This is a genomic window from Mycoplasma sp. 11548, from assembly GCF_055523555.1.
This window is the reverse complement of record NZ_JBVFVF010000001.1, coordinates 265,935-284,491: the sequence shown is the minus strand read 5'-3', so window position 1 is coordinate 284,491 and position 18,557 is coordinate 265,935. Positions and strand designations below refer to the sequence as shown.

Annotated in this window: 18 protein-coding genes and 1 pseudogene; all 19 read right to left on the bottom strand. The window is 27.3% G+C overall.

Annotated elements, in window-relative coordinates; translation table 4 throughout:
• Positions 1-57: 57 nt before the first annotated feature.
• On the bottom strand, positions 58-525 hold the full coding sequence (gene rplW / locus AC0B4K_RS01110) for a 50S ribosomal protein L23 (RefSeq protein ID WP_465103462.1): 468 nt from the start codon (positions 523-525) through the stop codon (positions 58-60).
• 2 nt (positions 526-527) lie between these two features.
• On the bottom strand, positions 528-1,277 hold the full coding sequence (gene rplD / locus AC0B4K_RS01105) for a 50S ribosomal protein L4 (RefSeq protein ID WP_465103461.1): 750 nt from the start codon (positions 1,275-1,277) through the stop codon (positions 528-530).
• A gap of 131 nt (positions 1,278-1,408) precedes the next feature.
• A pseudogene (gene rplC, locus AC0B4K_RS01100) lies at positions 1,409-2,068 on the bottom strand (50S ribosomal protein L3); the annotation flags it as partial.
• A 20-nt stretch (positions 2,069-2,088) separates the two neighbouring features.
• Positions 2,089-2,397, bottom strand: a complete 309-nt coding sequence (rpsJ, locus tag AC0B4K_RS01095) for a 30S ribosomal protein S10 (RefSeq protein WP_465101290.1) — start codon at positions 2,395-2,397, stop codon at positions 2,089-2,091.
• Positions 2,398-2,591: 194 nt separating this feature from the next.
• Positions 2,592-2,930: a thioredoxin family protein gene (locus AC0B4K_RS01090; protein WP_465103460.1), complete on the bottom strand. Its 339-nt coding sequence runs from the start codon at positions 2,928-2,930 to the stop codon at positions 2,592-2,594.
• A 1-nt stretch (position 2,931) separates the two neighbouring features.
• A complete protein-coding gene (locus tag AC0B4K_RS01085; protein WP_465103459.1) occupies positions 2,932-4,122 on the bottom strand; it encodes a hypothetical protein in 1,191 nt (396 codons plus the stop codon).
• A 1-nt stretch (position 4,123) separates the two neighbouring features.
• Positions 4,124-5,782, bottom strand: coding sequence for a ribonuclease J (locus tag AC0B4K_RS01080; RefSeq protein ID WP_465103458.1), 1,659 nt, complete (start codon positions 5,780-5,782; stop codon positions 4,124-4,126).
• 228 nt (positions 5,783-6,010) lie between these two features.
• Positions 6,011-9,136 (bottom strand): hypothetical protein, encoded by a 3,126-nt coding sequence (locus AC0B4K_RS01075; RefSeq protein WP_465103457.1) that lies wholly within the window; start codon positions 9,134-9,136, stop codon positions 6,011-6,013.
• 117 nt (positions 9,137-9,253) lie between these two features.
• Positions 9,254-9,634: a hypothetical protein gene (locus AC0B4K_RS01070; protein WP_465103456.1), complete on the bottom strand. Its 381-nt coding sequence runs from the start codon at positions 9,632-9,634 to the stop codon at positions 9,254-9,256.
• On the bottom strand, positions 9,634-11,034 hold the full coding sequence (gltX, locus tag AC0B4K_RS01065) for a glutamate--tRNA ligase (RefSeq protein ID WP_465103455.1): 1,401 nt from the start codon (positions 11,032-11,034) through the stop codon (positions 9,634-9,636). Before gltX ends, AC0B4K_RS01070 begins: the two co-directional genes overlap by 1 nt.
• 64 nt (positions 11,035-11,098) lie before the next feature.
• A complete protein-coding gene (locus AC0B4K_RS01060) occupies positions 11,099-12,385 on the bottom strand; it encodes a glucose-6-phosphate isomerase (protein ID WP_465103454.1) in 1,287 nt (428 codons plus the stop codon).
• A 98-nt stretch (positions 12,386-12,483) separates the two neighbouring features.
• The gene (locus tag AC0B4K_RS01055; RefSeq protein WP_465103453.1) at positions 12,484-12,939 is read right to left on the bottom strand and encodes an MscL family protein; all 456 of its coding nucleotides are present in this window, start codon (positions 12,937-12,939) and stop codon (positions 12,484-12,486) included.
• The gene (locus AC0B4K_RS01050) at positions 12,932-13,675 is read right to left on the bottom strand and encodes a pseudouridine synthase (protein ID WP_465103452.1); all 744 of its coding nucleotides are present in this window, start codon (positions 13,673-13,675) and stop codon (positions 12,932-12,934) included. Before AC0B4K_RS01050 ends, AC0B4K_RS01055 begins: the two co-directional genes overlap by 8 nt.
• The gene (locus AC0B4K_RS01045; protein ID WP_465103451.1) at positions 13,675-14,748 is read right to left on the bottom strand and encodes a nicotinate-nucleotide adenylyltransferase; all 1,074 of its coding nucleotides are present in this window, start codon (positions 14,746-14,748) and stop codon (positions 13,675-13,677) included. The genes AC0B4K_RS01050 and AC0B4K_RS01045 overlap by 1 nt, the downstream gene beginning before the upstream one ends.
• 8 nt (positions 14,749-14,756) lie before the next feature.
• Entirely contained in the window at positions 14,757-15,998 is a 1,242-nt protein-coding gene (locus tag AC0B4K_RS01040; protein WP_465103450.1) for a Y-family DNA polymerase, read from the bottom strand.
• Positions 15,982-16,413, bottom strand: a complete 432-nt coding sequence (locus AC0B4K_RS01035) for an iron-sulfur cluster assembly scaffold protein (RefSeq protein ID WP_465103449.1) — start codon at positions 16,411-16,413, stop codon at positions 15,982-15,984. Before AC0B4K_RS01035 ends, AC0B4K_RS01040 begins: the two co-directional genes overlap by 17 nt.
• Entirely contained in the window at positions 16,403-17,560 is a 1,158-nt protein-coding gene (locus AC0B4K_RS01030; RefSeq protein ID WP_465103448.1) for an aminotransferase class V-fold PLP-dependent enzyme, read from the bottom strand. Before AC0B4K_RS01030 ends, AC0B4K_RS01035 begins: the two co-directional genes overlap by 11 nt.
• Complete coding sequence (locus tag AC0B4K_RS01025; RefSeq protein ID WP_465103447.1) at positions 17,560-17,988, bottom strand: hypothetical protein; 429 nt, start codon at positions 17,986-17,988, stop codon at positions 17,560-17,562. The genes AC0B4K_RS01030 and AC0B4K_RS01025 overlap by 1 nt, the downstream gene beginning before the upstream one ends.
• Positions 17,989-18,441, bottom strand: a complete 453-nt coding sequence (locus AC0B4K_RS01020) for a transcription antitermination factor NusB (protein ID WP_465103446.1) — start codon at positions 18,439-18,441, stop codon at positions 17,989-17,991.
• Positions 18,442-18,557 lie beyond the last annotated feature (116 nt).

Genomic DNA, 18,557 nt, shown 5'->3' with positions numbered 1-18,557 from the left:
GCTTAACTTTAATCTAATATTTGTAATATTGTGTTTTAACAATATTTGGGCAAAATCTTATTCTCCGCCCACTTTACGTTTTTGTACTGGTTTAGCTTTAGTTGTTGCTTGCTTTGTAGCTACTGTTTTTTTAGCAGCTAATTTTTTAGCAACTTTTGCTTCAACGTCTGAAGTTTTTTTAGCTTTTTGTTCTTTTCTAGCAGTTTCTTCTTCACTTACAACTTTAGCAGCATCATTGCTTGAAGGTAAGTAATTTAATGTTCCTTCAGATAAAGTTACTAATGCTTTTTTGTAGCGAGTTGTAAATCCACTGAAACGACCAACTTTTTTAGGTTTTTTGTCAACTTTAATAGTGTTTACTGATTCAACTTTTACTTGGAAAATTGTTTCAACAGCTTCTTTAATTTGGAACTTATTAGCAGCATAGTCTACTTTAAAAACATAAACAGGTTTTTTATCGTTTGATCTTAATCTATCTGTTTTTTCAGTAAGAATAGGTGATTTAATAATTCTCGTTAATTCCATAATTATCTACCTCTTTGTTTTAAGATTTCTAAACTTTCGTTTGAAACAATCATAATATCTGCACCAATTAAGTTTTCAACTGTTATTGAGTTAGCCTTAACAACATTAACATTTTGTAAGTTTTGTGCTGATTTGTAAACAAGTCTATTTTCATTAACTACTAAAATGTGTTTTAGGTGATTTACTTTGAAACCTTCTAACTTTTTAACTAAATCTTGTGTTTTGATTCTTTCTAATGCTAAATCATCTACCAATACAGCTTTATCTTGAGCTAATAATGTTAAAGCAGATACAAATGCTGCATATTTAACTTTTTTATTAACTTTCAATGAGTAATTTTTGTTTGCTTGAGGACCAAAGGCTCTCCCTCCACCAACTCAAATTGGTGAACGTCTTGAGCTGTGACGAGCACGTCCAGTTCCTTTTTGTCTTCATGGTTTTTTACCACTACCAGATACTTCAGCACGGTTTTTAACTTGGTGAGTACCTTGTCTTCGTGAAGCTCTTTCAGATAAAATAGAATCGAAAATCGCTTGTTCATAAATTTTTTCACTTCCAAATAAGTTTAATGGTAATTTAGCCGAAAATTCAACTTTTTTAACATTAAGGTCTTTTTGAACTGAAACTTTAGTTGTTTTTGGTTTTGCAGCAGGTTTAACTGTTTTAGCTGTTGAAGTTTTAACAGCTGGTTTTTTAACTGCAGGTTTTGCACTTGCTTTTGGTTTGGTTTGTGTTTTTTTAGTTTCAGCCATTATTTGTCTCCTTTTTCAGCCGCTTCTTTAATTAATGCTTCAAGTTCATCTGAATGCATTCCAACTTTAACTTCAATACCAAACTTTTTAGCTTGTTCAACTAATTCATTCATTTTAACAACTTCTGCAACATCAACAAGTTTAACTTGTTCACGGTTTGGCAATCCTTTAACAGCTTGTTTTACTACTACAAATGATTTTTTTGGTCCAGGGATTGAACCTTTAATTAAAAGTAAATTATTTTCAACATCTACTTTAATTACTTCTAAGTTTTGAACTGTTGTTTTAACATGTCCAAGGTGTCCAGGCATTGTCATGCCCTTGAAAACTCTGTTTCCAGATATATCTCCAAGAGATCCTGTTTGTCTTACTGGTTGTGAACCACCACCACCACCGTGTGATTTAGGTCCAATGTGTTGGTTGTGTCTTTTAATTGTTCCAGCAAAACCCTTTCCTTTTGAAACACCTGTCACGTCTACTAATTCACCAGCTGCAAAAATATCAGCTTTTATTAATTGTCCAAGTTCGTATCCTGACATTTCACGAACTTCTTTTACGTAGCGCTTAGGTGTTGTATTTGCTTTTGAAAAATGACCTTTTTCAGGTTTATTTGATCTGCTGTCTTTTTTATCAAATGATGCTAATTGAGTTGCAACATAACCATTTTTGTCATTTGTTAAGACTTTAGATACAACATTTGGTTGTACTTCTATCACAGTAACAGGTATTCTAGTACCTTGTTCACTGAAGATTTGAGTCATACCAATCTTACGTCCTAAGATTCCTTTCATTTAATTCTCCTTATTTTATATTATTTTGTTTCTTTAACATGAATTCCTACACCAACAGGCAATTCTAATCTTTGAAGTTTATCAACTGTTTTAGCATTAGCATCGCTAATAACAATTAATCTTTGGTGTGTTCTGCTTTCAAATTGTTCACGTGATTTTTTATTAACGTGCACTGATCTTAAAATTGTGATTTCTTGGTATTTTGTAGGCAATGGAATTGGTCCACTAACTTTAGCACCTTCTTCTTTAGCCGCTAAGTAAACTTTTTTAGCAGCCTGGTCTACGGTAACGTGGTCAAATCCTTTGATTTTAATATTTAATTTGCTCATGTGTTGTTTCCTCCGTTCTATATTTATTGAACATAACTCCCTATAAAAACTTAACACAACCTCAACAACTTATGTTATGTTAACAACCTTATAGTTCACTGTTATAGTTGCCTATCTATTATAATAAAAAAAATAGAAAAAATAAATTTTTTTCCTATTTTATTTTTTGATAACTGTTTTTGGTGTATCGGGGCCTAGAATTGCTTCTCAATTCAGTACGTTAAGACTTGTTCTGGAACATATTCAAAGCCTTTTTCAATGATTTCTTGTCCTTTTAATAGAATCATAGTTGGAACCTTTAAAACTCTTCATTTGGTGGTTGGATCTCTTAATAATTGAGCTTCTTCAGCATCAACATTAATAAAGGTAATTTCACTGCGATTACTAAATTTTTCAGCTAAATTGTCAAAGGTTCTTTTCATCATTTTACAATCACCACATCATTCAGCGGTAAATGTAAGAAAAGTTAAATCATGTTTTGCTGTATTATTAATGTAATTTTCAGCATCTTTTCAAAGCATTTTCTTAAACATCTTATTCTCCTTTGTTAATTGGTGATATTTCATCTAATCAATGAATTTCACCTTGCTTTGGTTTAATTATACTACTTTCAGAATTTTCAATAACATTAATTTTTGGTGTTTTTTCTTCTAAAATTTCACCTTTTTCAAATGGATTAGTTTGAAAAATTGAATCAGATAAATCAAGTTCTAAACTTAATTCATCATGTACATTGTTATTTGTTTGTATTTGTATAAGTTCTAAGTTTTCAGTATTTTCATTATCTAAAAACTCTTTTAAATAGTCTTGTAATGGATGAGAATCTAATTCCTTTAAAAGTGTTTTTAGTTTGCCATCCTTTAATCTAAAATTAATGATTTTGGATTCTAAGAAAATTAAAAACTCATAAAACATTTTGGTTTGTTTTGAATAAGTATAAAACTTTTTAGAATTTGTTAACATTATTCTTTCATTTAATAATGATAAATTAAAAGCAAAAATAACTTTATTTTTTGTTTTAATTCGTAAAATTGGAAAAAATAATAGCTTGATTAAATATAGAGTAATCAGAATAATACAAACTAAAGCTAAAATATACGAAAATGAAATTACATATAGTAAGTTCAAAATCGAATCAAATAAAAACCCAATATTATTACTTATTAAATAATGATTAGTTAAATTTTCAATAATTGTTGAATTTGAATTAATAAACCCCACATTATAAAATTTATCCCATCAGCCGTATAAATAAATATTTTGAAACTTATCATAATTAAAATCAAATTCTTTAAGATTAACATTAACAAAATGTAAAACCAAATGATAAATTAACAAAATTAAAACAAAACTTACAAAGATAAGTTTAAATAATTGTTTTTTAAAATTTCACCATGAAACTTTAAAACGTTTATTTAAACAAGCAAAACATTTATTTTCAAGTCGTTTATTAAATAGTTTTACAAACAAAATTATAAGCCATAAAATTAAAACAAACCATATAGAACCACCAAACAATAGTCCATAACTAAAAATATAAAAAACTTTAAATTCATAACTTGGTGATAAAAACACAAAAGAAATTGAGCATAAAAAACTAAAAGTTCACAACAATAAACTTACAAACTGGTATAAAAGTTCTTTTTTAGTATCTTTTCGTGTAAAGTTTAGTTCTTTCTCAACAAAACTTATCTTTAATAATTTATAAAATTTGCTTAATTTCATTTTATACCGGAAGTAGTGTTAAGGCAACAAGCGGATCTTTATCAGTTAATTTAAAAATTTTCTTACGAATCGTTTTACGAATTTTATCATTTACTTCATACATTGAGGTGTAAACCCGATTAGATAGTAAATCAATAAAAACCTGCTTAATTAAATCATTTAACCAATTCACTTTATTTTCATCAATTACACCAATGCTTTTTATATTTAAATAGCTGACAATTTGTCGAGTTTTAGGATTATATTGAGCATTAATAATAATCACTCCTTCTCGTCCTAATACTTCTCGCTCAGCGATAACTTCAGAGGAGATATCACCAACTCCAAATCCATCAACAATAACGTCTTTTACTTCTTTAATTTTCGCATTTTGCGAAAATTTAATCCCAGCTTGAAAATGTAATACTTTTCCATTTAAAAGTACAATTGATTTAGTTTTGCTATTTTCAATACCATCAACTACATCAGCACAATCAGTTAAATATCTAAATAGACCTTGGGATGGCAAAAAATAATCAGGTTGTAAATATTTTACTAAACTAACAATGTCTTCGCGAAATGGACGACAATAAAAATAATTTTGATCAGGAATTTCAATTACGTGTGGTGTAATTCTGGCTATTTCATCAAGAATATAACTAACCTTTGATTCTAAACCATTGACCATTGGAGTATTCATAATAAAATGATCATTTTTTTTGAAACTTAAATATAAATCCTCGCCAGCAACAGTTTTTAAAAGTCTGTTATATAACCTTTCTGGTGAACCAGTTACTAAAATTACCACATTATTATATTTTTCAATCTCACGATAATCAATAGTTGTTGGTAATTTCATAGCATCTTGTTGATTGACAGTTAGCCTTTGCATTGTTTCAAGTAATGTCCAATAATTTTTACCATATACAGCAACAGGCCTTTTATATTTCAAAGCGAGGTTTAAAATATTATGTAAACTAACCATATCCTCGCTAAAAGCTCCAAAAATAATTCTTTGGTCTTTGCGGGCTCTTCTGAAAGTATTTGTAATACTTTCAGGTAAACTAAAACGCTCATATGCTTTACCAGCATAATTTGTTTTACCAGCATCTGATACTAATGCCCTCACTTTACGACCTGAAAATAGTTTTGGTAAATGTAAAAACCATGATTTACCAAAAAGACCTAAATCTCCTTCTAAATAATTAAACATAAAGACATAATCTCCAGTTTTTGTGATAAAACTAAAACCAAGGTTGCCTGGCACACTTCCAGATAATGCAATTGGCTGCACATAAATTCTACCTATTTTAGTTTTTTTAGTGATTATAATAATTTTATAACTACTTGGTTTGATATTGTATTTTTCAAGGCGATCAATAATAATATCTTTACTAAATTCTGAAGTATAAATTTTTAAACCTGGCACTTTCATTAATAATCAAGGAAGTGCCGAAAAACTTTCATTTCTAACATCAGTGATAAAAACACCTTTGATATATTTTTTGTTTTTTTCTAAATATTCAAAATTAGGGATAATTGTATCAATACCATTCTCAGCATTAACAGGTATTTTCACACCACTATTAACTAAATATAAATCTTCATTATAAGCAAAAACATAGCTGTTTTTACCATTTTCATCTTGCCCCCCAAGGGCAAAAATTCTCACATTCTCCATGTTTGCTCCTTTTTTTTATTATTATTAAATAATTTAAATTAAATGTCTAAATAAATGCAAATATTTATTATTTTTTATTATAACATATGTTTAACAATTCATGCAACAAAACCTTTGAGTAAACAGATGAATATTTAAATAGTTTTTATATTGAAACATAAATCAAGTATTAGTAATTTTATTTAAAGAAAAATAACGAGTGCAACCTCGTTATTTTGAAAATTAATTTTAAGTTGATTGCTTTTGTTTTTCACTTTCTTCAATTTCCTGTATAGTACGTAAATTAACTGTTTGTGTTTCTTTTGAAGCATTAAATTTAAGTACTTTACCTTCTAATGGAAGTTCTATAGTTTCTTTATTTGTTTGTATAATTACTTTATCTATATAAAAATTACGGTTGTAATTACGTTTATTTGGTCCATTAAGGTCAGTTGAAAAGTTTATTTTAGTATCATTATTTATAAAATTAGAATTGTGTCTATTAAAATTTAAAGTGAAATAAGTAATATTGTCTTTTGTATTCATAACTCTTATGTTAGCATCAGATCTATTATGAAAGCGGCTCATAAAGTTTTGGCCACTAAATACAATATTAAAATCTCTACCACTGCCCCCTGGTTGCACAAATAGTTGTAATTTATTATCATTACCAGCAATATTTAGTTTATTTTCTTCTTTCTTACCTTCTTCAAGTCTTAGTTTATCCCAAAGTTCTTTTAGTTTTTTGTTAACTTCCTGTAACTTAGCTAAATTAGCATTTTCACTTAATTCAGACTTTAATTGTGCTAATTCTGTATTATTAGCAAAATTGTCATCAACTATTTTAGCAATTCTGCTAAATTCAGAATTTAGCTCTGTTTCTTTTTTCTTTAATAATTCTTTTAGTTCATTAATTGCTTGAATTACTTCAGAACTAGAAGAATTATCTGAAATTTTAGCAGTAATTGTTTTAATTTGTGCATTATTTTCACCATAAGTAGCTTTTGCTTCTTCTAAAGTCTTATTGTAATTAGAATCAAGAATAATTCTATTAATCTTTTGAGTAGCATTTGCTAACTCAGCTGATGTTGGATTAGTAGAAAGCAGATTTTTAATTTGCACAACTTTAGCTTTATCTTCTTCATCTAAGGTTTCAGAATCATTTAGGGATTTATTATAATCTTCTTTTATATTAACTAAAGACTTAATTTTGTCTAATGCTGATTCAAAATCAGCAGTTGTGGGATTAGTAGGTAATGAATCGATAATTGATTTAAGTTCAGGATGATTTAAACCATAATAATCTTGTGCTTTTTGTTTTTGTTTATTATAATCATCTTTTACTAAAATATCTTTAAGTTTATTAATTGCATTTTGTAATTCTGATGAACTTGGATTAGTTGTTGGAACTTGTGCTTTAATTTCTTCAATTTTGGTTTTATCTTCTTGGATTAAATTGGTATTTTCACTAGCTTGCTTAACTAATTTATTATATTCAGAATTTAATAAAATATTTTTGATTTTACCCTCAGCCTGAATTCAATCATTTGAGGTTGGATTTTCAGGTAAAGCATCTTTAATTTCATTAACTTTTTTCTTATCAGCTTCATCTAAAACTTCAAGTGCTTGTTTTAAAATTTTGTCATATTCTGATTTTGCATTAACAATTACATTAATCTTTTGAGTAGCATTTGCTAACTCTGCTGATGTTGGATTGGTAGGAAGCAGATTTTTAATTTGCGCAACTTTAGCTTTATCTTCTTCATCTAAGGTTTCAGAATCATTTAGGGATTTATTATAATCTTCTTTTATATTAACTAAAGCCTTAATTTTGTCTAATACTGATTCAAAATCAGCAGTTGTGGGATTAGTAGGTAATGAATCGATAATTGATTTAAGTTCAGGATGATTTAAACCATAATAATCTTGTGCTTTTTGTTTTTGTTTATTATAATCATCTTTTACTAAAATATCTTTAAGTTTATTAATTGCATTTTGTAATTCTGATGAACTTGGATTAGTTGTTGGAACTTGTGCTTTAATTTCTTCAATTTTGGTTTTATCTTCTTGGATTAAATTGGTATTTTCACTAGCTTGCTTAACTAATTTATTATATTCAGAATTTAATAAAATATTTTTGATTTTACCCTCAGCCTGAATTCAATCATTTGAGGTTGGATTTTCAGGTAAAGCATCTTTAATTTCATTAACTTTTTTCTTATCAGCTTCATCCAAAACTTCAAGTGCTTGTTTTAAAATTTTGTCATATTCTGATTTTGCATTAACAATTACATTAATCTTTTGAGTAGCATTTGCTAACTCAGCTGATGTTGGATTGGTAGGAAGCAGATTTTTAATTTGCACAACTTTAGCTTTATCTTCTTCATCTAAGGTTTCAGAATCATTTAGGGATTTATTATAATCTTCTTTTATATTAACTAAAGACTTAATTTTGTCTAATACTGATTCAAAATCAGCAGTTGTGGGATTAGTAGGTAATGAATCGATAATTGATTTAAGTTCAGGATGATTTAAACCATAATAATCTTGTGCTTTTTGTTTTTGTTTATTATAATCATCTTTTACTAAAATATCTTTAAGTTTATTAATTGCATTTTGTAATTCTGATGAACTTGGATTAGTTGTTGGAACTTGTGCTTTAATTTCTTCAATTTTGGTTTTGTCTTCTTGGATTAAATTGGTATTTTCACTAGCTTGCTTAACTAATTTATTATATTCAGAATTTAATAAAATATTTTTGATTTTACCTTCAGCCTGAATTCAATCATTTGAGGTTGGATTTTCAGGTAAAGCATCTTTAATTTCATTAACTTTTTGCGTATCAGCTTCATCTAAAACTTCAAGTGCTTGTTTTAAAATTTTGTCATATTCTGATTTTGCATTAACAATTACATTAATCTTTTGAGTAGCATTTGCTAACTCAGCTGATGTTGGATTGGTAGGAAGCAGATTTTTAATAGTTTGAAATTCAGAATTATTTTCACCTAAAACATTTATAGCATTTTCAAATGCTTTATCATAAGATGTCTTAGCTATATTATATTCCTCTTGATCTTTAGCGAGAATTAGGTTATTAATTTTATTTATAGCTGTCTGTAAATCAATTACATTTGGATTTTCTGGTAATTCATTTTTAATAACTTGAATTTCTGAGTTTTGAGAACCTAATTTCTCATTTGCTGTACTTAATAAAGAGTCATATTCATTAGTTAATGAAACAATTCTTTCTTTTTCTCTTTGTTGCTCTGGAGTATCTTTAGTAGGTTTATTTAAAATACCTAACGTAACTCCAGCAATAACTGTACTAGTTGCAAATATCGAACCAACAGTTATTAAAAGTAATTTCGTTTTCATAAATATTCCTTTGTGTATTTAAATTTGCATTAAAATAAGTTTTATTTTGATGCAAAAAAATTATACTCCAAACCAAAAAAAAAAAAAAACGTAAATATTTAAAGAAATTTACGTTTTTTATTCTAAATTTAAGGTTATTTTAAATTCACCAATGTGGGTGTCTTTAGTCTTTAAAGTATATTGAAAGATATAAGTGTTTTCATGGAAATCTTTAAAAGTTCACGCTGTTATACATGGAAGCATAAATTCTTTACCTTTATCGTTAACAACATAATTAAATTCAAATTCTTGCTGATATTTTAAATAAATTGATGAATTACTGGTATGAATATTGATTAGATCCTCTGTAATTTCAATCATGCTTTTGGTATTTGTGTTTGGTTCATCAAAGACAAATACTTTAAAAGCATCATTATGGTAAGTTTCTACTGGTACAGTAAATTCAATTGTTTTTAATTCATCATTTTGATTAATTAATGATTTAAAATGTAATTTCATTAGTATTGGTTTAGTGACTTAGTTACTGTTTCTTGTCCAAATAGATAAATAGCTTTAGCAAGTTCAGGACCATGTTCCCTAGAAGTAGTTGCCATGCGAAGAGGCATAAATAATTTTTTTCCTTTAATGCCTAATAGCTCAGATGTTTGATTAATACAACTTTGGATATTTTCAATTGTAAATTCTTTATTTAATAACAAGTTTTTAAATTTCATAACTACTTTTAATTCATTTTGATCAAATTCAAATTTTGTAATCTTATTTTGTAATAAAATATTTAAATTATCTTTTAATTCATTTAAAGTAGCACAACTTGATTTATATGTCTCTAAAAATAACTCAATTCAAGCTTGACTTTTTTTAATATCACCTAATTTTAAATTTGATCATAATTCATAATTACATTGATTTTTAAAATATTGTTTTGAAAATCAAATCATTTTATTAATATCAAATTTGCTAGGGCTTTTGCTTAACCTTGTTTCATCAAATTTGGATATAATTTGCCCTTTGCAAAGAAGTTCTTGACTATCACTAGAAGTTCATCCTAACAAGGTTAAAAAGTTAAAGATAGCTTCAGGTACATAACCTTCATTTTTATAATCTTCTATAAATTGTTTTAAAGATGTATCGCGTTTTGAAAGTTTTTTACCTTCCATATTAGTTATAATTGTTAAATGTCCAAATTGTGGCACTCCTCACCCAAGAGCATTATAAATTGCTATTTGTTTTGGTGTATTACCAATATGTTCTTCACCTCTTAAAATATGGGTAATTTCCATATCATAATCGTCAACAACTACTGCAAAATTATATGTTGGGTACCCATCAGATTTCATAATGACTCAATCACCAATATCTGATGAATTAAATGAAATTTCACCACGCACAATATCATTTCAAACATACTCAACATTTTCAGGCATTTTAAACCTAATTGAATATTCTCCTTTTGCATCCCTTGCTTCTTTTTCAGCTTCAGAAATTTTTAACCAATTTCTGTTATATCTAAAACTTGGAATTCCTTTAGCAGAACTTTCATCTTTTTGAGCTTGTAATTCTTCACTTGTATCATATGCTTTATAAGCATAGCCTTTTGCTAACAAAAGGCTTGCTATTTCGTTATACCGATCTAGTTTTTCACTTTGGCGATATGGTCCATATTTGCGATTAGGAACAAGGGGTGATTCATCAGGAATAATTCCAAGCCAGGCAAGATTATTAAGTTGTGATTTTTCGCCACCTTCAACATTACGCTTAATATCAGTATCTTCTAACCTAAAGATAAAATCACCATTATAATGTTTTGCAAATAAATAAGCAAATAATGCAGTTCTTGCTCCTCCTATATGTAAATAACCTGTAGGGCTTGGCGCATATCTTGTTCTAACTCTTTTCATAATTATCTCCTATTATACTAAGTTTAATAATAAACTCCATATCAAGCTGGAGTTTATATATTAATTATTTTTTACCTAAAATCTTAAACATATTTGCTTTGTAAACTTCAACACCAGGTTGATCAAAAGGATTAACTCCTAATAAATAAGCCGAAATTGCACAAGCTCTTTCAAAAAACATTACCAATCAACCAAAACTACGTTCGGCAGAATTTTCTAATAAAATATGAATGTTTGGAACATTGCCTACTTGCACGTGTGCATCCATAGTCGCTTGAAAAGCTGCGTTATTAACAAAATGAACTGTTTTTCCTTCAAGATAATTCAATTTATCTAAATTTTCTTGATCATGTGGAATTATTAAATCATATTCTGGTTTTTGTAATGTAACAATTGTTTCAAATAAAACTTTTGAACCTTCTTGAATAAATTGCCCAAGTGAATGTAAATCTGTTGAAAAAACTGCTGAAGTAGGTAATAATCCTTTACCTTGCTTCCCTTCACTTTCGCCAAATAATTGTTTTCATCATTCATTAAAGTATGCAAAATTTGGTTCATATGACACAAGCATTTCGGCTTGGAACTCTTTACCTAAAAGATAACGAGCAACTGCATATTTATATGCATCATTTGTTTCCAATGAATCTTCTTTGTAAACTAAGTTTGCTTCTTTAGCACCAGCTAATAATTCATCAATATTTATTCCAGCACATGCTAGCGGGAATAATCCTACCGGTGAAAGCACACTAAAGCGCCCACCAATTGAATCTAAAATTACAAATTTTTGATAATTCTTTTGTGTTGCTAATTCAAACAACGTTCCTTTTTTAGAATCAGTTGTCGCAAAAATTAATTCTGATGCTTTTTGTGTTCCAACTTTTTCTTCTAATAGATTTTTAAAGAATCTAAATGCAATAGCTGGTTCAGTTGTAGTTCCTGATTTGGAAATAACATTAATTGCAAATTTCTTACCAGCTGCATATTTTAAAAGTTGATTCAAGGTACTAGAACTAATTGAAGTCCCGGCAAAGATAACTTCCATTTTGCGCTCTTTTCCAGGGTATAAACCTTGGATAAAATCTAAAGCAGCTTTGGCACCAAGGTATGAACCACCAATTCCAATTACTACTAATAATTCAATTTCTTGTTCATGTAACTTTTTAGCTGCTTGTTTCATATCATTGACTTCAGCTAAATTAATATTTTCAGGTAAATCTTTTCAACCTAAAAAATCTGAACCAAGTGAAGTGAAATTATTCATTGCAGCATTAATTTCACTTACTTTATCTTGGTATTTTAAAATTTTGTTTTGACAAATTGCGTTTTCTAAATTTAAAACTAATCTTCTCATGTTTCCTTCTAATTAAAATTGTTATATGGTTTGTTTATAATGCTTTAATTATAACACTTTATAAAATATAAAATAATACTTAGCAAAATTACTAAGTATTATTTAATTTCATTATTTGCATCATCATTCGGTGGTAAATTTTGTTTGCTTAATTTAGAATTTAATTCTTTTAATTCTGCTAAAATTTGTTCTTCAACTGTGGGAACATGTTCTTTTGGTTTTTTAGGTTCTTTTGGTTTTTTAGACAAACGGTAATTTTTTATATAAAAATATAAAAATAAAATAACAAATAATAAGCCCGTAACAATAATGAAGTTAATTACTGTTCCTAAAAACTTACCAATGAACATTCCTCCAATTTTTCAGTTTTCTAATTCTTTTTTTCCAATTAATTCTGAAATAGCACTCATAATAATATCATTAGCTAAAGATGATACTACTGCATTAAATACTACCCCAGATAAAAAAGCAACAGCTAAAAAGAAAATATTTCCTTTTTTAATATAATCCATTGCATTTTTAAAGGTTTTTTTTGTTAAATGTTTTTTAATCATGTTGCTCCTTTTTAAGTAACTTTGCTTCTTGCAATCTTACTAAATTTTTTAAATCTTTAATTTCTTTTAAGGTTAATTTACGATATGTGCCTAGGGGCATTTTGTCAACTGTTATGCCTGCATATTCAATACGTTTTAAATTGAGCACAGTTTTATTAACTAATTTAAATAATTCTTTAACGTGGTGATATGTGCCAACTGATAATACTACTAAATAGGATTTAGGAGTATCAGGAATTGCTAGCACATCTTGTTTACTATATTTTTTATTAATAAAAACTTCTTTATTTAATTCTTTTAATTCGTGCTTTGTTAATGATTCATTCAACCTCGCTCGATACACCCTAAAGATTTGATATTTGGGGTGTAATAATTTATTTGATAATTCTCCATCATTAGTAATTAATAAAACTCCGGTTGTATCATAATCTAAGCGTCCAACTGGAAAAACTTTATATGGCGTATCAATTAAATCAGTAACTAAAGTTCGATTAAAATTATCTTTTAATGAGCAAATAGTTTTAGGTGGTTTATTTAAAACATAATAAACTTTTTCTTCGGGCTGATTAATTAGTTTATTATCAACAAATATTTCATCATTAAATGATGCTTTATCACCAAGGTTTGCAACTATTCCATTAACTTTAATTCGTTTTTGTAAAATAAGTGATTCAGCTTCTCGGCGCGAAGCAACTCCAGACAAAGAGAGAATTTTTTGTATTCTTTGTTTTTCCATTATTTCTCCATATATTTATGATAAATTTTTAATGATTTTTCATTAAATTGAATTCCTTTAGATAAATTTCATTCATAAGTAATCTTAACTACTTTTGCAAATCCTTTATCTAAATCCTTAAAGCATAATTCACGCACTTTTTGAATACCAGCAAATTTACGCCCAGCACAAATTTTATCGGCGATAAACAAAATTTTATCTAAGATATTCATGTTTATTTTCATTTCTGTATGACAATTTATAGCCTCAATAATTTCAGAATCTTCAAGTAAATAACCATGTTTTGCTCACATTGCAGAGCAATGTTGGTGCAAGAAATGTTTGGGGACTTTTGCATATTCAGGTGCATATTCATTTAAAAAATATCGTGATTCATTTTCACTTCATTCTTTAGCAATATCGTGCATTAAACCCGCTAAATAAGCTTTTTTAGCATCGTATTTATGAGATTTAGCAAGTTCAGCTGCAAAAGTTCCACATGCAACACTATGTTTAGCACGTAATGCACTTAATGAATTATGAATAATTTTTTCTAAATATAGGCCTTTGCTTTGGATATATTTAGCTACTTTGGCATCCACTATATTTAAATAACCTTTTTTGTAATCAGTTGATGAATATTCATAAAGTGGATTATTAAGTAAAATACCACCGTATTTTTTAAGATTTATTTTATTAATTTTTTTAGTACGTTTGACACAAACTATTTGAGTTAATTTGCTAATTAACTCAATATCTTTTCATTTATCTAATTTCGGTAAGTTATCTGACCCAATAATTAAATATAATTCGTCATTTTTATATTTATTTTTTAAATATTTTACAGTATCAATTGTATAACTTACCGTATTACGCTTTATCTCAAAATCACATAGCTCCATTTTATCTTCTAAAACTAAGTTAATCATATTAAGTTTGTCAGTTGGTAAAATTGTTTTTTGTTTAAAAGGCGAATTGTAAGTTGGCACAATTAATAATTTATCTAAATTAAGCTCATTAATAACATACTTTGCAATTTCAATATGACCTTTGTGAATTGGATCAAAAGAACCACCATAAATTCCTATTTTCATGTTTACTCCTATTTTTTAAAAATTACACTGCCAAGTGGATTATCACCATAGCGATTCTTACGATTTTTAATCTTTTGATAATCAGATAAAGTATAAATTTTATTTGTTTTACTCTTATGTTTTAATTTTGAAATAATGAAATCAATTTGTGAAAGATCTTTAACATCATTAGAGAATAATGAAATTTTTTCATAGTTATTATAACTTTCACTAAGACCAGAAATACGAACCCCAATACCAAGAATTTCTTTATCTAAAAAGTATTTTTGATAAAGAAAATATGCTTGTTTTTTTATATCTTGGTATTTAAAAATATTAAAGTCTAATTGTTTATTTTTTGACACTCAGTTTTTTGTTGGCATCCGCACAACTAATGTAATTAAATTACCAACTTTTTCATATAGATTTAACCGATTGCTAACTTTTTGAATCATTTTGTTTAATGCATTGTAAATAATCAATTCGTCTCGAGTAGAATTTCCAAAAGTTACTTCATTACCAATTCCTTTTAACGTTTCTTCTATTGATATATCATCTTGTAAATCAATATTTAAGGCATCGTAATATTTAAAAGCGGTTGTTCCTAAAACTGATTTTAAAAGTGGATTAGATAAATCAAAAGCATAAAAATCTTTAATTTTATAAATTCCAATTTTATTTAATTTAGTTGCAAGTTTTGCCCCAATTCCATGGAATTTAATAATATCTAAATCAAAAAATTTTTCTCGATAATTGTCTTTATTTGTCAAGCCAACTCCAAAGGGTTTGGAAATATTTGTTGTCATTTTTGCATAAAATTTATTCAAAGAAATTCCCACGGTAACAGGTATTTTAAATTTTTCTAAAACGTCACGTTGAATTTCTTTGGCAATTTTTAGAGCCATTTCATCATTATCAATTGTATCTTCCTCAAAATAAATATAACATTCATCAATTGAGGCAATTTGTAATTTAGCTAAGTATTTATTACGTAAATATTCAAAAATGGCACTTGAAATAGTATTATATAAATCATAGCGCGAAGCAACTACCGCAGTCTTTGGTTCAATATTTTTGATTTCGTAAATTTTTTGTCCAGATTTACAACCAAGCACACGCAATTCATAACTAATTGATTCAGCCACAGCGTGAACTGCATTTTTCGCTATAGCAACAGGTTTATTATTTAATTCAGGATAAATGGTTCTAATCGCACTAACGAAAAAACTGTCAAAATCGACATGAAAAATATAACTATAACGTTTTTTCAAATTCTTCCTTAATGGCATTGGCTATTAATAAACTACATGATAATCTACTAAGGTGTTTTTTAACATTAAAAAACACTCATAAAGATTCTAAAGGTTTTAATTCTTCATTAGAATATTTTGAAGGCTCATTTAAAAATTTTTCATATAAGTTTATCACATTGATTATTTCTTCTTTAGATTTATTTATTAATGTTTTTAATAATATATCTGTTGAGGCTATAAAAATAGCACAGCCATGGCCATCAAATTTTACATTTGTTAAGACATTATTATTCCAAGTTAGTTCAAGCTCTAATTTATCAGAACAAGTAGCTGAATAATAGGTATTTGTCCCTTCGCTAACTTTAGATTTGAATAAGGGATTCTTATAATGTTCCATAATTATTTCACGTGCTTCATTTGGATTAAAAAGCATAAAAATCACCTCCATGTTCTAATTCATAAACTAATTTATCAATATCTTCATATGTATTATAAATGCCTAATGAAATTCTTAAATATGAATATTCACTATGCAAATTACGTAAGTATTGTGCACAAAAGATTCCAGAAATAGTATAGATATTTTTAGACCCTAAATAAGTAGCAACATCTTGGGGGTTTATCCCCATAACATTAATTAGACAAATGTAATCCCCTGGTTTTGAAAAAATTTCAATATTACTTAACTTACTTAATTTATCATGTAAATACATTGATAAATTAAGTAATATTTCTTGAGTTTTTTGATAACCAATACTCTTAAAGAACTCAAGCGATTGATCAAACATATATATACCAGCTAAATCGGGAGTACCTGGTTCAAAAGCACTGATATGCTTTTTTAATTTTCATTCTAAATCATCTTTTACTTCAGCCACACTCCCACCACCATATTTAGCAGGTGATAATTGACTTAGTAAATCATCTTTAATTATTAAAAGACCAAGTCCAGTAGGACCATAAAATTTATTAGTACTAAAAACAATTATGTCACAAAATTTAGTACTAACTTGATAGTGACTAATAGCTTGTGCTGCATCATTTAAAACATAAGCACCTTTGGATTTTGCTAATTTATAAATTAAGTTTAAATCAAAATCTTTTGCGAAATTATTGGTTTCCTGGCTATATGAAACTAATTTTATATTATTATATTTTTTTAAGTCGGAAACTAAATCAATGCTCATGATTATCTTTGATTTAGTTTCCTTTGCAATTTCAATTCATGGAATAATGTTTGAGGAATGGTTGTATGCACTTAATAATATTATGTCTTGAGGTTTTAATAACCGACCAAACATCCTTGCAAACAAATTAACTGATTCAGTAGTTCCACTTGTAAAAATCACTTCAGTTTTTTTAGCATCAACTAATTTTGCAATTTTTTCCCTAACATTGTTAATCTTTTGGTTAATAAATGAGCCAAGTGGAGTGTCCGCAGTTCTTGAAGAAATTGACTTAGAAAGATAAAATTCATTTAAAGCATTAATAGCACAAAGTGGTTTTAAAACTAGCGCTGCGCTATCAAAATATGTTAACTCTTTCAAGATAGGAAATTGATCACGAATATCTTGATTCATTATAAAGTATTCCTTAAAATGATTCTAAGCTGTGTATTATAATTATCTAATTCTTTAATTTGATTTAAAAAAGCATAGTAAAAATTACGTTTTTGGTGGTTAAACTCAATTAAATTTCGTTTGGATGATAAATCAACTTCAGTTTCAATTCTACCTCATAATAAGTTATTATTACCAACTTGATGGTAAATATAAAAACATAAAAAATTATATAAAATCTCTTTATCCATATTTTGGGTAATATATTTCTCAAAAAGTGAATAAAGGTGATTGATAAAACCATTAAGTTTAAAATGCACCTTAGGATGCAAATCAAACGTTACATTTTTTACAGCTGAGTTAAAGATTTTTAAATCAATAAAGGCTTGGATGATATTACAAAGTCGTTTTTTTAATCTTTGAAAATAAATCAACTGAATTAAATTCATTTATTTAGAAACAGATTCAAGTTTAATTAAGAATTTATAAAAATTTTCTAATAAACCATTAACAAATTTATAAATTCTATTTTCAAGCAATTCTTTGCCATTTCTTTCAGGCATACTAAAAAACAACTTTGTAATAATAACAGCTTCACTAATCACAATCTTTGGATCTAAACTTCAAAACTCATTTGCTCCGCTAATTAAAATAGCTTTAACTAACGGGCTAATTCTATCTCACTCTCACTCTAAATTAATTAACTTTTTATAAACATCAATGATAAAGTGGTATCTTTCTTGAATTTCATGCAATTTAGTAATTTGCTGCAACGTTAATTTTTGGTTATTTTGGGCAATTAACTTTGCATCTATATTTTGTTCTAAAAGTTCGCAAGTATAAATTTCTGAAATAACTTCAATTCTCTGCTCTCGCATACTTTTTTGTTTCGTACGTTTCAATATTCCTCCCTGTTATTATAAATATATAATATATATTATATATTAAACTTTATATATTAATAAAAAAAGTAGTATCACTAAACCCCGGCACAAAAAAGCTAACATTTTTACAGTGT